General features: G+C 62.6%; 10 protein-coding genes and 2 tRNA genes. All 12 read left to right on the top strand.

Going from position 1 to position 15304, the window contains the following annotated elements; genetic code table 11:
• Nucleotides 1-15 precede the first annotated feature (15 nt).
• The 12 genes from GDJ93_RS03020 (at nucleotide 16) to GDJ93_RS02965 (ending at nucleotide 15228) form a co-directional block, all read left to right on the top strand.
• Nucleotides 16-112: transfer RNA gene (locus GDJ93_RS03020), tRNA-Sec, on the top strand.
• Between the two features lie 154 nt (nucleotides 113-266).
• Entirely contained in the window at nucleotides 267-899 is a 633-nt protein-coding gene (gene mobA / locus GDJ93_RS03015; RefSeq protein ID WP_193221425.1) for a molybdenum cofactor guanylyltransferase, read from the top strand.
• A 15-nt stretch (nucleotides 900-914) separates the two neighbouring features.
• Nucleotides 915-1310, top strand: a complete 396-nt coding sequence (locus GDJ93_RS03010; RefSeq protein WP_152067696.1) for a putative Se/S carrier protein — start codon at nucleotides 915-917, stop codon at nucleotides 1308-1310.
• Between the two features lie 251 nt (nucleotides 1311-1561).
• Entirely contained in the window at nucleotides 1562-2917 is a 1356-nt protein-coding gene (gene gdhA / locus GDJ93_RS03005; RefSeq protein WP_152067695.1) for an NADP-specific glutamate dehydrogenase, read from the top strand.
• A gap of 240 nt (nucleotides 2918-3157) precedes the next feature.
• Nucleotides 3158-4060: an FAD binding domain-containing protein gene (locus GDJ93_RS03000; RefSeq protein WP_226812434.1), complete on the top strand. Its 903-nt coding sequence runs from the start codon at nucleotides 3158-3160 to the stop codon at nucleotides 4058-4060.
• Nucleotides 4060-6891: a molybdopterin-dependent oxidoreductase gene (locus GDJ93_RS02995; protein WP_152067693.1), complete on the top strand. Its 2832-nt coding sequence runs from the start codon at nucleotides 4060-4062 to the stop codon at nucleotides 6889-6891. Before GDJ93_RS03000 ends, GDJ93_RS02995 begins: the two co-directional genes overlap by 1 nt.
• A gap of 140 nt (nucleotides 6892-7031) precedes the next feature.
• Nucleotides 7032-7115: transfer RNA gene (locus GDJ93_RS02990), tRNA-Leu, on the top strand.
• Nucleotides 7116-7203: 88 nt separating this feature from the next.
• A complete protein-coding gene (tig, locus tag GDJ93_RS02985; protein WP_226812433.1) occupies nucleotides 7204-8505 on the top strand; it encodes a trigger factor in 1302 nt (433 codons plus the stop codon).
• Nucleotides 8506-8668: 163 nt separating this feature from the next.
• On the top strand, nucleotides 8669-9289 hold the full coding sequence (locus GDJ93_RS02980) for an ATP-dependent Clp protease proteolytic subunit (protein WP_022095182.1): 621 nt from the start codon (nucleotides 8669-8671) through the stop codon (nucleotides 9287-9289).
• Nucleotide 9290: 1 nt separating this feature from the next.
• Nucleotides 9291-10697 carry an ATP-dependent Clp protease ATP-binding subunit ClpX gene (gene clpX, locus GDJ93_RS02975; protein WP_152067692.1) on the top strand — a complete coding sequence of 469 codons (1407 nt, stop codon included), beginning with the start codon at nucleotides 9291-9293 and terminating at the stop codon, nucleotides 10695-10697.
• A 210-nt stretch (nucleotides 10698-10907) separates the two neighbouring features.
• Complete coding sequence (locus tag GDJ93_RS02970; RefSeq protein WP_152067691.1) at nucleotides 10908-13604, top strand: valine--tRNA ligase; 2697 nt, start codon at nucleotides 10908-10910, stop codon at nucleotides 13602-13604.
• A 280-nt stretch (nucleotides 13605-13884) separates the two neighbouring features.
• Nucleotides 13885-15228 carry a bifunctional folylpolyglutamate synthase/dihydrofolate synthase gene (locus GDJ93_RS02965; RefSeq protein WP_152067690.1) on the top strand — a complete coding sequence of 448 codons (1344 nt, stop codon included), beginning with the start codon at nucleotides 13885-13887 and terminating at the stop codon, nucleotides 15226-15228.
• Nucleotides 15229-15304: the final 76 nt, after the last annotated feature.

Here is a 15304-nt window from a genome sequence, read left to right as displayed (position 1 = left end):
AATACCGCCGCACTTGGGAACGGATGGGCTCCGGTGGGCTCCGCGGTCCTCAAAACCGTTGCGAGGCGTGCAAAACGTCTTGGATGTGTTCGATTCACATACGTTCCCGCCACACGCTACCAGCGCTTTTGTGCTCGCGGTCTTGCTGCGTGCCGCAAAGGCGCTGTTTTGTTTTTGCACGAGTTTTTCGTAGCGCCGCTATTTCGGCGGCGGTAGTTAGCATCGTGCACCGGGTTTCGAGCATGCCGATGGAGGTGTTTTGCCGTATGACTACCGTAAGACGTACCGATCTTTCTTGTGTCGTCCAGGCGGGCGGGCTGTCCTCGCGCATGGGCCGCGATAAGGCGCGCATGGCGTTTTGCGGCGAGCCGCTCATCGAGCGCGTACTGGGCCGGTTGGCGCCAGTTGCCGGTGAGTTGGTCGTGACGACGTCGCGTCCCAGCGAGCTTGCCTACCTCGAGGAGCGCAAGTTTGGCGGCCTGGTGCCGCGAATAGTGCCGGACCTTGAGGGGTCGGCGGGCGCCATGCGCGGCATCGCGAGCTCGTTGGCCGCGGCCCGATTGCCGCTCGTGGCGATCGTCGCCTGCGATATGCCGTTCGTCTCGCCAGAACTGATCGGCGCGCTTGCCGATCGTGTTGAGTCTGAGGCGCTCGACGTGTGCGTGCCGCGCGAGGAGCGGGGGATTGAGCCGCTTTGCGCCGTCTGGCGCCGTGACGCGTGTGCGTCAGTTTCCCAAGAGCTGCTCGCCTGCGACCGCCAGCGCATTCGCTGCCTGATCAATCGCGTTCAGGCTGGTTATATGGATGAACCGCAGATCGTTAAGGCCGCAGGCTCGACGCTCTGCTTCGAGAACGTCAATACGCCCGAGGAGTTTGCGGCGGCCGAGTTGCTTGCCTAGACGATTGGAGTTGCCATGTCTCACGATATTTGTCCCGACACGGGAGAGCCTTGCACTTGCGATGGTTCCGAGCCCTGTACCTGCGGCTGCGGTGGCTGTGGGCATACTGCGGAAGAGGAAGCGGCCGCCGCGGCGTATCGTGAGGCACACCTCGAAGGCCCATCCGGTGATGCCCTCGAACATGAGCGCAAGATCATCGTGTCGTTTGACAGCACCTTCGATGTGATGGAATGCGAGCAGCTGTGCCTGGATGCCGGCGTGCCCGGGCGCATCATGCCATTGCCGGGCTCCATTACCGCGGGTTGCGGCCTGTGCTGGGCCATGCCGTTCTCGGGCGATGCGCTTGCCGCCTTCCGCGCTGCCACCGAAGGCCGCATAACCCCCGCCGACTACCATCAGCTCGTCCTCTAACCACCAACACCACCACAAAGGTGCCCAATGTGGTGGTTTGGAACATGTGGACGAAACAGCTTCGAAACACGCGATTTGCACGTCAGGCACTCAAAAACGCTTCTACCTGCATCGTAATCAAAATGAAACATCTGCTCGTCGGCTTATGCGAAACTTTGCCGCAACAGTGCGATATTATCCATACACGATAAAGCTCGCGGCGCATAGGGTGCCGCGACCAACATTTTTCGTTTCCCATCATTGGAGGAAGCATGAGCTACACGCAGAAAGTTCTCGAAGAGCTCAAGGCCCGCTATCCCGAGCAGCCTGAGTTCATCCAGGCCGCGACCGAGATTCTCGGCACCATCCAGCCGGCGCTCGACGCCCACCCCGAGTACGAGGAGGCCGCCCTGCTGGAGCGCCTCGTCGAGCCCGAGCGCATCGTCATGTTCCGTGTTCCCTGGGTCGACGACCAGGGCAAGGTTCAGGTCAACCGCGGTTACCGCGTCGAGTTCAACTCTGCCATTGGCCCCTACAAGGGCGGCCTGCGCTTTAACCCGACGGTCACCCTGGGTATGCTCAAGTTCCTGGGCCTGGAGCAGATCCTCAAGAACAGCCTGACCACCCTTCCCATGGGCGGCGGCAAGGGCGGCTCCGACTTTGACCCCAAGGGCAAGTCCAACAACGAGATCATGCACTTCTGCCAGTCCTTCATGACCGAGCTCTATCGCCACATTGGCCCCAACACCGACGTTCCCGCCGGCGACCTGGGCGTTGGCGGCCGCGAGGTTGCCTACCTGTTCGGTCAGTACAAGCGCCTGACCAACGAGTGGACCGGTGTCCTCACCGGCAAGGGCCTCTCCTTTGGCGGCTCGCTCGCTCGTACCGAGGCCACCGGCTACGGCCTGGCCTACTTTGTTGACGAGTACCTCAAGAGCCGCGGCGACTCTTTCGAGGGCAAGAACGTCGTCGTTCATGGCTCCGGCAACGTCGCCATCTACGCCGTCCAGAAGGTCTCCCAGCTCGGCGGCAAGGTGCTCGCCTGCTCCGATACCCACGGCTGGGTCGAGGATCCCGACGGCATCGACTACACCGTGCTCGAGCACGTCTACAATAAGAAGCGCTCCGGCCACGACAAGGGCGTCACGCTCGCCATGTACGTTGACGAGAAGCCCAACGCCGTGTGGCACGAGGGCGACGGCCGTGGCGTTTGGCAGCTGCCCTGCGACATCGCGCTGCCCTGCGCTCGCGAGAACACGCTGCTGCTCGAGGACGCCCGGGCGCTCGTCGCCAACGGCTGCAAGGTGGTCGGCGAGGGCGCGAACATGCCCACGACCATCGAGGCCACGACCTACTTCCAGGAGAACGGCGTCGCCTTTATGCCCGGTAAGGCTGCCAACGCCGGCGGCGTGCTCGTGTCCGGCCTGGAGATGAGCCAGAACGCTGAGCACCTGTCCTGGACCTTCGAGGAGGTCGACGGCAAGCTCGAGCAGCTCATGCGCGGCATGTTCCACAACGTGGACGATACCGCCAAGGAGTACGGCGAGGAGGGCAACTTCGTCATGGGCGCCAACATCGCCGGCTTCCTGAAGGTCGCCGACGCCATGCTCGCTCAGGGCGTCTGCTAAATCTTGCTCGACATAGCATGTGATGAGGCTCCCAGCTATCTGGCTGGGAGCCTTTTCTATCCCGGAGGACTCCTCATAACTTGCGGTGATATACGGACTGTTTAGCGTCCCAGAACGGCTAATCAGTCCGTATATCACCGCAAGTTATGGATGGGTGGGTGGATTTTGTCCTAAAACGGTGTGCGGCCCCTCGTTTGGTACACTTAAAAGTACTGGACAAGTGAAGAGATGGGGGAGAACGTGCTCAAGTTCGGTACCTACGTCCGTGTTGGAAACGCGGCCGAAGCCTATGAGCTCTTACAGAAGAACCGCAACAACAAGATTGTGGGCGGCGGCATCTGGATGCGCCTGGGTTCGCGTCGCGTGGCGACGGCGATTGACCTTTCGGACTGCGGACTCGATCAGATCGAGGAGACCGAGACCGAGTTTCGCATCGGTGCTATGTGTACCCTGCGCCAGCTCGAGCGCCATGTCGAGCTCAACGCGCTTGTCAACAACGTCTTTGAGTTCGCCGTCCACGACATCGTGGGCGTGCAGCTGCGCAACACCGCCACGGTGGGTGGCAGCATCTACGGCCGCTTTGGCTTCTCGGACGTTCTCTCCGCCTTTCTCGCGCTCGATTCCTATGTTGAGTTGACGGGCGCCGGCCGCGTGCCGCTTGCGGAGTTCGTGGACATGGGCTACGTGCGCGACGTGATCGAGCACGTCGTGGTCGTTAAGCACGACTATCGCGCGAGCTATGAGGCCGTGCGCAAGGCCGCGACCGACTTCCCCTCGCTTAATGTCACCGCTGCCTGGTGGGACAACTCCTGGCACGTCACCGTGGGCGCCCGCCCGCTGCGCGCGACCCTGCTGCAGGGCGAGGCATGCGGCCTTACCAGCGAGCAGCCTTCCGAGGACGAACTGCGCGCCTTGGCCGCATCCGTGCGCTCGCTGAGCTACGGCACCAACCTGTGGGGCTCGGCAGACTACCGCCGCCGTATCTCGGCCCCGTTGGCGATTCAGGCCGTGCGCCGCGCCGCCGGCATCGAGCTTTCGGCCGCGCTTGCTCGTGAGCTCGAGGGCGTGCAGATTCCTAAGTTTGCCACGGACGAGTATTCCTGCCGCCGCGTGCCCGGCGTCGATTCTAGCGAGGTGCGCTAATGGCTGCCAAACTCATCGATCTTTCCTTTACGCTCAACGGCCGCAAGGTCAAGGTTCAGATTGCCCCCGACACCATGCTTTTTTCGCTTCTGCGCGAGCAGGGTTGTGCGTCGGTGCGCTGTGCCTGCGAGACCACCAACTGCGGTTTGTGCACGGTGTGGCTCGACGGTGACCCGGTGCTGAGCTGCTCGGTTCCCGCCGCCCGTGTTGAGGGACACACCATCACCACGCTTGAGGGTCTTAAGGCCGAGTCCGAGGCACTGGCCCGCGCGATGGCTGCCGAAGGTGCCGAGCAGTGCGGTTTTTGCGCCCCCGGCCTTATCATGAACGTGCTGGCGCTTGCCCGCGCCGCCAAGGAGGACCCGAGCCTCGTCGCCACGCGCGAGGAACTCTCGCGCCAGCTCGCCGGCAACCTCTGCCGTTGCAGCGGCTACGAGAGTCAGCTGCGCGCCATCGTCCGCTTTCTCAATGAGTCCGGCGTGCAGGTGGGCTTTGAGATGCCCGAACTGCCGGTCAATAACACCAGCTCCGATGGTGTCGCATACAAGCAGATTACCCACAAGCAGCCCAAGAAGGACTCGAAGGCGCTGCTCGAGGGTCGTCCTGTCTACACGGGCGACATGGTGCCCGCCGGCGCGCTTATCGTTAAGCTCAAGCGCAGCCCGTATGCCCGCGCCAAGATCCGCTCCATCGATACGTCGCGCGCCCTGAAGGTGCCCGGCGTCGTGGGTGTCTACACCTACGAGGACGTGCCCCAGCGCCGCTTTACCATCGCCGGCCAGAGCTATCCGCAGCCGAGTCCCTACGACCGCCTGATTCTCGAGAACCTCGTCCGTTACCAAAACGAGGAGGTGGCGATCGTCGCCGCCGAGACTGAGGAGGCCGCCGACAAGGCGCTCAAGCTCATCAAGGTCGACTATGAGGTGCTCGAGCCGCTGCTCGACTTTACCCAGGCACTCGATAACGACATCGTTGTCCACCCCGAGGGCGACGTGACCTTTATGTTCCCGCAGGGCGGCGAGGTTGCTCGTAACCTGGTGTGCAGCGGTACCAGCGATTTTGGCGACTTGGACGAGGCCTTCGCCCAGAGCGACATCGTCTTTGAGCGCACCTACACCAGCCAGGCCACCCAGACCGCGCCCATGGAGACCTTCCGTGCCTTCGCGACGACCGACGCCTTCGGCCGCATTTCGGTGACCACCTCCACGCAGGTGCCCTTCCACGTGCGCCGCATGGTCGCGCAGTCGCTCGATATTCCGCAGTCGCAGGTGCAGGTCATTAAGCCGCGCATCGGCGGCGGCTTTGGCTCCAAGCAGACGGGCTGCTGCGAGATCTTCGTTGCGTTTGTGACGCAGCAGACCGGCCGTCCGAGCTACTGCTGCTACACCCGTGAGGAGACCATCACCGCGGGCAACTCGCGCCACCAGATGCAGATGACCGTTAAGCTGGGCGCCATGAACGACGGCACCATCACGGCCATCGACCTGCATACGCTCTCCAACGCCGGCGCGTACGGTGAGCACGCTACCACGACGATCGGCCTTTCGGGTCATAAGAGCCTGCCCCTCTACAACCACGTAAAGGCGAGCCGCTTTAGGTGGGACGCCGTCTACACCAACACCAACCGCGGCGGCGCGTATCGCGGCTATGGTGCCACCCAGGGTCAGTTTGCCGTGGAGAGCGCCGTCAACGAGCTCGCCGACATGCTGCACATGGACCCCGCCGATTTGCGCCTTAAGAACATTGTGCGCGAGGGCGAGATCATGCCGCAGTACTACAACGAGAAGCTCAACGCCTGCGCACTCGACCGCTGCCTGCTGCGCGCGATGGACATGATCGGTTGGCGCGACAAGCCGCTGGCCGTCGACCTGGGCGACCGCGTGCGCGCCCTGGGCTGCGCGCTCACCATGCAGGGCTCGGGCATTTCCAACGTGGATATCGCCGGCATCGACATGCGCCTGGAGGAAGACGGCTTCATTACCATCGGCACCGGCGCCACCGATAACGGCATGGGCGTCGACACGATCCTGGCGCAGATTGCCGCCGAGGAGCTGGGCGTTGAGAGCTCGCTGATCGTGGTGCGCGGCGTGGACACCGACGTGTCACCGTTCGATGCCGGCTCGTACGCGAGCTCGGGTACGTACGTGACGGGCCTCGCCGCCAAGAACGCCGCGACCGAGCTGCGCGAGAAGATCTGCGCCAAGGCTGCCCAAATGTGGGACGTGGACGCCGCCGATGTGGTCTTTGATGGCCAGTACGTGCGTCTGTCCGACGAGCGTGCCGCGCGCGAGCAGAACCGCTACCTCACGCTGCGCGACTTTGCCAACCTGTGTGTCAAGAACATCGCGGGCGGCGACGCGCTCACCTCGCATGCCTCTGCCTGCCTGCCCGTTTCGCCTCCGCCGTTTATGGCCGGCATTGCGGAGGTCGAGGTCGACAAGGCCACCGGCAAGGTGACCGTGGTGGACTACGCGGCGGCTGTGGACTGCGGCACCGTGATCAACGAGGCACTCGCACGTGTTCAGGCCGAGGGCGGCATTGCCCAGGGTATCGGCCATGCGCTCTACGAGATTGTCGAGCACGATGACCGCGGCCGCCTGCGCACCGGCAACTTTATGAGCTACAAGCTGCCCACGCGTCTGGATATCGGTAGCATTCGTGTGGCCTTTGAGCCGAGCTATGAGCCGACGGGTCCGTTTGGTGCCAAGTCGATCGGCGAGGTCGTCATCAACACGCCGCTCGCCGCCGTGGCCTCGGCCGTGGCGCACGCCACCGGCCACCAGGTCCGCTCGCTGCCGATCACGCCCGAGAAAGCGCTGCTGGGGGAGTAGCGGGTCAGCGAACAAGTCGTAATTGTCGGGGCGGGACAACTCGCCCCGCCTTTTGCACTCGTGGTGAGGTCGTGAGCCTGTAAAAGGTGTGCGTGCGCTTGCCGTTCGTATCTGCTATCATTCCTAGTCTGTGCGCTCATGCGGGCGTGGCGGAATTGGTAGACGCGCCAGATTTAGGTTCTGGTGGGATTCCCGTGAAGGTTCGAGTCCTTTCGCCCGCACCAACGCACCAGCGTCGGCCTCGGCCGTCGCGACACTTTGTTGCATAAAGGTACCAGCACCTCAGATAAGCTGGGCAGTATGAGGAGGAACGTGTTGAACATCACCGCTTCTGACGTCAAGGACGCCAAGCTCACCGCTACGGTCACTATCCCGGCCGCCGACGTCGACGCCGCGATCAAGAAGGCCTACAAGGATACCGCCAAGAAGTACCGCTTCCCGGGCTTCCGCGCCGGTAAGGCTCCCCGTCCGGTCATCGACTCCGCTCTTGGCGCCGAGGCTACCCTCGCTCAGGCCACCAACGACCTGATCGCCGCCAACGAGCCCGCCGTCCTCAACGAGCTGGACATCGTCCCCACCAAGAACGGTGACTACAAGGAGCTCGACCTCGCCAAGGATCACGAGGACTACACCTACACCGTCGAGTTCTCCCTGCGTCCCGCCGCTGAGCTCTCCTCCTTCGACGCTGTCGAGATCGAGATGCCCCCTGCGGAGGTCACCGAGTCCGAGATCAACAACCAGGTCGAGATGCTCCTCAACTACCGTGCCACCTTCGAGGACGTCGAGGGTCGCGCCGTCGAGGCCGAGGATTACGTCACTGTCGACCTCAAGGCCGTCGAGAACGCCGACAACTTTGCCGCCGAGGGCCGTATGCTCATCGCCGGTAGCGACAGCAACCCCAAGGAGTTCAACGAGGCCCTGATCGGCGCTAACGTTGACGACGTCAAGACCGTCACCTGGACCGACGAGGTCGAGGAGGGCGAGGAGGCTGAGACCCACACCGTCGAGGTCACCGTCAAGGGCATCAAGGTCCGCAACACCCCCGAGCTCACCGACGAGCTTGTCAAGTCCGACTTCGGCTTCGACAGCATCGAGGCCATGCGCGACGCCATCAAGATCGAGATCGAGCAGGACAAGGCTTCCCGCCTGCCGGCCGAGAAGGAGAACCGTTGCGTCTCCGCTCTCGCCGAGCGTCTGCAGCTCGACGAGATGGACGCCGACTACGAGCAGTCCGTCTTTGAGGAGCTCGGCCAGAACTTCCTGTCCAACCTCGCTGCTCGTGGCATGACGCTGGACACCTGGCTGCCCGCTTCCGGTCTGACCATGGAGCAGTTCATCGGCGACCTGCACAAGCAGGCCAACGACGTTGCCCGTGAGTCCCTGGCTCTGGACGCCCTCGCCCGCGAGCTCAAGATTGAGGTCACCGAGGACGACATCAACGCCGAGTTCGAGAAGGCCGGCGTCAAGGACGTCGAGGCTTCCAAGGCCGAGTTCATCGCCGATGGCCGCATGCCTGCCGTCCGCGAGTCCATCCGTCGCTCCAAGGCCGTCGACCACCTGGTCGAGAACGCCAAGGTGACCGAGGTCGACGAGACCGCCAAGGACGCCGAGTAATTCTCGCCACCTTGCCCGCGAGCGCATGCGTGCGCCCGTGATGGGGTAAAGTTATACACCGGTTATCCGGTTGCTTCGTACGGTGCCAGCCAATGCATAGCATGCGGGCACCGTACGTTTATCTAGAACCAATTTGGTCCGCAAGAGAGAAATGGAGATGCGTATGATCGCTAAGTTCGATTCCGCCCTCGTGCCATACGTTATCGAGCAGACGCCGCGCGGTGAGCGCAGCTACGATATCTATTCGCGCCTGCTCAACGACCGCATCATCTTCTTGGGCGAGGAGATCAACTCCGTCAGCGCCAACCTGGTCGTTGCCCAGCTGCTGCATCTTGAGAGCCAGGATGCCGAGAAGGATATCTCGCTTTACATCAATTCGCCCGGTGGCGAGGTCTACTCCGGCCTGGCGATTCTGGACACCATGAACTTTATCAAGCCGCAGGTCTCCACCATTTGCGTGGGCATGGCCGCGTCCATGGCCGCCGTGCTGCTTTCGGCCGGCGCCAAGGGCAAGCGCTTCTGCCTGCCGCACTCCAAGGTCATGATTCACCAGCCCAGCGGCGGTGCCCAGGGCCAGCAGACCGAGATCGAGATCGTGGCCGAGGAGATCAAGAAGACCCGCCGCGAGCTCAACCAGATCCTGTCCGACGCCTCGGGCCAGCCCATCGAGAAGGTCCAGGCCGACACCGAGCGCGACAACTACCTGACTGCTGCCGAGGCCCTCGACTACGGTCTGATCGACCGTATCGTCACCTCGCGCGATTTGGCCGCGAAGGACGCCTAGGATGGCAGGTAACATGCAGGACAACTTTGACGAGAACGGCAACCCCATCCGCTGCTCCTTCTGCGGAAAAGAGCAGGGCCAGGTTCGCCGCCTTGTAAAGGGTCCGACCAACATCTTTATCTGCGACGAGTGCGTTGCCGCCTGCTCCGAGATCCTTGAGGAGTCGCTGGCTTCGGACTTTATGGACGCTGCCCGCAACGGCAAGCTGCCGGGCTTCCTCAACGACCACGGCCAGGCCGTATCCCAGCCCGCCGTGGACCCCGAGGCCGAGGGCTTTGAGCTCGAGGACGATCGCCAGGTCATCACGCACGTGCCGACGCCGCACGAGATCTATGGCGAGCTTTCGGCCTATGTCATGGGTCAGGAGGACGCCAAGCGCGCTATGTCGGTTGCCGTGTACAATCACTATCGCCGCGTGATCGAGGGCGGCGCCGCGGTGTCCGCTTTTGATGCTGGCATGGGCTTGCAGTTCGATGACGATATGGACGAGGTAGAGCTCGCCAAGTCCAACATCCTGCTGCTCGGTCCCACCGGTACCGGCAAGACCCTGCTTGCCCAGACGCTCGCGCGCATCCTCGAGGTGCCGTTTGCCATTGCCGACGCCACCGCGCTCACCGAGGCCGGCTATGTGGGCGAGGACGTGGAGAACATCCTGCTCAAGCTCATCAATGCTGCCGATGGTGACATTGAGCGCGCTCAGGTGGGCATTATCTACGTGGACGAGATTGATAAGATCGCCCGCAAGGCCGAGAACCTCTCCATTACCCGCGATGTCTCGGGCGAGGGAGTTCAGCAGGCGCTGCTTAAGATCCTTGAGGGCACGGTGGCAAGCGTTCCGCCCACCGGCGGCCGTAAGCATCCCCAGCAGGAGCTGCTGCAGATCGACACGACCAACATCCTGTTCATCTGCGGCGGTGCCTTTGTGGGCCTGGATAAGATCATCGCCGATCGCGTGGGCAACAAGGGCGTGGGCTTTAACTCCGAGATTGCCGGCCCCACTTCGGTCGACGAGAATGACCTGCTGCGTCAGGTGCTCCCGCAGGACCTCAACGCCTTTGGCATGATCCCCGAGTTTGTGGGACGTACGCCCGTCGTCACACAGACGCAGGCGCTTGACGAGGACGACTTGGTGTCGATCCTGACCGAGCCCAAGAACGCCGTGGTGCGTCAGTACCGCAAGATGTTCCAGCTCGAGGACGTTGAGCTTGAGTTTGAGGACGCCGCCCTGCACGAGATCGCACGCATGGCGCTTGCCCGCAAGACCGGCGCCCGCGGCCTGCGCTCCATCTGCGAGGACGTGCTGCAGCAGACGATGTTCGACCTCCCCAGCGAGGAAGGCGTTTCCAAGGTCATCGTGACCGAAGCCTCCGTAAAGGGCGAAGAACAACCCCAGCGCATCTACGACTAAACCAGCCTAAAGCGTGTTTGCAAATAGCCTCCGACCACCCGCGGTCGGAGGCTATTTTATATATACGCAATAACCCCAACTACCTGTGTTATTCTGTGTGTTTGTTTAAGCCTCAGCGAAGTCATTCAGACTGAAGTAATCGATACCTAAGGGGAGGAATGCAGACCCTGGCGGGCCTACATTCCTCCCCGGCGGGACAGGGAGAGATATATGGAAGAAATGCCCAAGAACTACGATCCGTCGACCAACGAGCCGGCGATCCTGCAGAAGTGGCTCGACGGCGGCTACTATAAGCGCCGCGAGGGCGTGGGCGACTGCACCGTCACCATTCCGCCTCCCAACGTGACCGGTAAGCTCCACATGGGTCACGCTACCGACGACTCCATCCAGGACGCCATCATCCGTATGGCTCGCATGCGCGGCAAGTCCACGCGCTGGGTGCTCGGCACCGACCACGCCGGTATCGCCACGCAGACCAAGGTCGACAAGAAGCTCAAGAGCGAGGGCATCAGCCGCCTGGAGATCGGTCGCGACAAGTTTGTCGACGCTTGCTGGGATTGGACCCACGAGTACGGCGGCATCATCGTCGAGCAGATCAAGCGCATGGGCTGCTCCGTCGACTTCGACAACGAGCGCTTCACTATGGACGAGGACTATGCCCAGGCCGTGCGTAAGGTCTTCTGCGACTGGTACCACGACGGTCTGATCTATCGCGGCAAGCGCATCGTCAACTGGTGCCCCAACTGCACCACCGCTATCTCGGACGACGAGGCCGAGTATAAGGACGAGAAGGGCCACCTGTGGCACCTGCGCTACCCGCTGACCGAGCCGGTCAACGGCCAGGACTATATCGTCGTCGCCACTACGCGCCCCGAGACCATGCTCGGCGACACGGGCGTCGCCGTCTCCCCGAAGGACCCCGAGAAGGCAGCCTTTGTGGGTAAGACCGTCAAGCTCCCCATCGTCGACCGCGAGATCCCCATCTTTGAGGATTGGCACGTCGATGCCAACTTTGGCTCCGGCTTTGTCAAGGTCACCCCGGCCCACGACCCCAACGACTACGCCATGGGTCAGGCCCACGACCTGCCACAGATCAACATTTTCGATGAGCACGCGGTGGTCGTCGAGGGCTATGGCGAGTTCACCGGTATGAACCGCGATGAGTGCCGCGAGGCCGTCATTAAGTGGTTCGAGGAGCACGACCTGCTCGATCACGTCGAGGACCTCGATCACTCCGTCATGCACTGCTACCGTTGCGACTCCGCGTTGGAGCCGTGGCTGTCCGAGCAGTGGTTCGTGGCCGTCGACAAGCTCAAGGGGCCGGCGCTCGACGCCGTCAACTCCGGCAAGGTCACCTTCCACCCCGCGCGCTGGACGCAGACCTACACCACCTGGATGGAGAACCTCAAGGACTGGTGCATCAGCCGCCAGCTGTGGTGGGGCCACCGCATTCCCGTGTTCTACTGCGAGGACTGCGGCTGGGAGGATGCCCTTACCGAGGACACCGACGTGTGCCCCAAGTGCGGCGGCCATCACGTGCATCAGGACGAGAACGTGCTGGACACCTGGTTCAGCTCGCAGCTGTGGACTTTCGCCACGCAGGGCTGGCCGCAAAAGCCGGAGCTGCTCGAGGGACATCACCCCACGACGGCGCTGGTTACCGCGCGCGACATCATCGCGCTGTGGGTCGCCCGCATGGTCATGAGCTCGCTGTATTTCTTGGACGAGGTGCCGTTTAAGGACGTCGTCATCTACCCGACGATTCTTGCCAAGGACGGTAGCCGTATGTCCAAGTCCAAGGGCAACGGCGTTGACCCCATGGACCTCATTGGTATGTACGGTGCCGACGCCATGCGCTACAACCTGCTGACGCTCTGCACCAACAACCAGGACGTCAAGTTCGACGCGAACATCGACAAGAAGACCAAGAAGCTTATCGACAGCCCGCGTACCGACCAGGCCAAGAGCTTTGTTACCAAGATCTGGAACGCCAGCCGCTTCCTGCTCATGAACATGGAGGGCTACACGCCCGGCGAGCCTGTCGTGGAGACGCCGGCCGACGCCTGGATGTTCAGCCGCCTGGCCAAGGCCGTCAAGATGGTCACCGAGGGTATTGAGAACTACACCTTTGGCGACATGGCTCGCGGCGTGCAGCAGTTCTTCTGGAACGAGGTCTGCGACTGGTACGTCGAGGTCACCAAGGCCCGCCTGAAGGGCGAGGGCCGTCTGCAGGCTCAGCGCAACCTGATCTTTGTGCTCGATACCTCCATTCGCCTGATGCACCCGCTCATGCCGTTTGTCACCGAGGAGATCTGGGACAACATGCCGGCGAGCGTGCTCGACCTGGACGCCGAGGGTAACGTGGACCGCGCCGAGGCGCTTATGATCGCCAAGTGGCCCGAGCCCGCCGACTACGCCAAGTATGTTGACGAGGACGCCGAGCGCGCGTTTGAGCTGTGCCGCGCCGTCGTTTCCGCCGCCCGCGCCACGCGTTCGCGTTATCGCTTGAGCCCCAAGGCCGAGCTCGACGTGGTCGTGCGCGCCGGTGCCGAGGATATCGAGAAGCTCGAGAGCCTGCGCTCGACCATCGAGCCGCTGGCCAACACCGCTTCGCTGGTCATGGGTACCGACGTTGAGAAGCCGGCCGCGAGTATTGCCGTGGTCGATAGCGGCGTCGAGGTCTTTGTGGTGCTCGAGGGCAAGGTCGACCTTTCGGCCGAGAAGGCACGCCTGGAGAAGGAGATCGCCGCGGCGCAGAAGGAGCTCGCTGGCTGCGAGAAGACGCTCGCCAACGAGGGCTTTGTGGCCAAGGCCGCGCCTGCGGTGGTCCAGAAGAAGAGGGACCGTGCAGCTGAGCTCAAGGAGATCCTGGCGGCGCTGACTGCTCAGGTTGCTGACTTCTCGTAGGCGGTACTGGGGGACGCGTCCCGACGCTTTGCTCTCCGCTGCGGACAGTCCTGCGCAAGACGGACAGCACATTAAGTGCTGTCCTTTGCGTGCGGAACTTGCGGCGAGCAAAGCGTCGGGCCGCTCCTAGTTCGCTTACGTGGTTGTTTACAACTGGTAGGTTGGGGCCACTTGGTTGTGGCCTTGATCTCGCTGCAATCGGGTAAAGGCTGATATTGTCAACGCGAGGGGCTCATTCTTTTTGGTGGGCCTCTTTTTCTGTTATGGGGGACTTTGGGTTATGGCTAAGCGTTCTGGGTCTTATGTCGTTCCGTTCTCGTTTGAGTTGCTTTCGTTTGATGAGGCTGTTGGGCTGGCTGCTGATACGGGGCGGATTTCTGGGGATGCTGGTCCTCTACTCGAGACGGTTGTCGATATGCTCGATGAGCTGGGGCGTCCGGACGAGTATTTCGATTGCATCCAGGTTGCCGGTACCAATGGCAAGACTTCGACTACGCGTTTTTCGGCTGCCATTCTTCGTGGTGAGGGGCTCAAAACCGCGCTGTATACGTCGCCACAGCTGGTGCGCTATCCCGAGCGCATGGAGGTCGACGGGCGCGTTGTGAGCGACGAGGCCTTTGCCCGTGGCGTTTCGGCAGCTGTTGAGGCGGGGCGCCGCGTGAATGCGCACCGTGTGGCGGCGGGGGAGCGCGCTTATACCATCACGCCGTTTGACCTGCTGACGGCTGCCGCACTTGTAGTGTTTGCCGAGGCCGCGGTGGATGTTGCCGTACTCGAGGTTGGCATGGGCGGTCGTTGGGACGCCACGAGTGCGACCGATCCCGTCGCCGTCGCCATTACGGGCATTGGGCTCGATCACACACGCATTCTGGGCGATACGCTCGAGGCCATTGCGGGGGAGAAGGCTGCGGTCATTAAGCCCGGACGCCTGGTTGTGCTGGGCGAGGGTACGCACGAGGCGAGTGTTCAGCGCGTGATGGATGCCCGTTGCCGCGCGTGCGGCATCGTGCCGCTCGTGGTAGGCCACGCTACGACTAAGGTGCCGGTGCATGTGGGCGACACGGTTGAGTTTAGCTGCACCACGCCGCGCGCGATCTATACGTCGAGCATGGTCAAGCCGGCCTATCAGCCGCAGAATGCCGCGTGCGCGATTATGCTTTGCGAGGGCTATCTGGGCCGCGAGCTCGACCACGATGCGCTCGACGCCTCGCTTATGGGTTGCCCCACGCCGGGCCGATTTGATGTGCTGGGGACCGATCCGCTCAAGCTGATCGACGCCTGCCATAACCCTCAGAGCTGCGAGAACTTTGTAGGCGCGCTGGACGAGATCGATCCGTGCGTGAAGAACCGCCCCACGCTGCTGTGTGCCGCGCTGGCCGACAAGGATGTGGCCGGTATTGTCGATGTTCTGATTCCGGCCTTCCCGCGTGTGGTCGTAACCCAGACCGATTCCGATCGCGCCCTGCCGGCAGAGGAGCTCGCGGCCATGGTGGACGCGGACAAACTCGCGGGCGTATACCTGAGCGTGTCCGAGGCCCTCGCTGCCTTCGATGTCGCAGACGAGCCTTTCGTAGCCGCCGGCACCATCACCCTAGCCGGCGAAGTAGCCGGTCTGCTGCGCTAACCCATCCCCTCATCAGTTGCGGTGAAATAGGGACTGTTTTACAAGCCAGAAGCCTCAAACGGTCCGCATATCACCG

Origin of the sequence: Collinsella aerofaciens (assembly GCF_902501475.1) — a bacterium.
Classification (GTDB): Bacteria; Actinomycetota; Coriobacteriia; order Coriobacteriales; family Coriobacteriaceae; genus Collinsella; species Collinsella aerofaciens_AL.
This window is presented reverse-complemented; position numbering and strand designations above follow the sequence as displayed.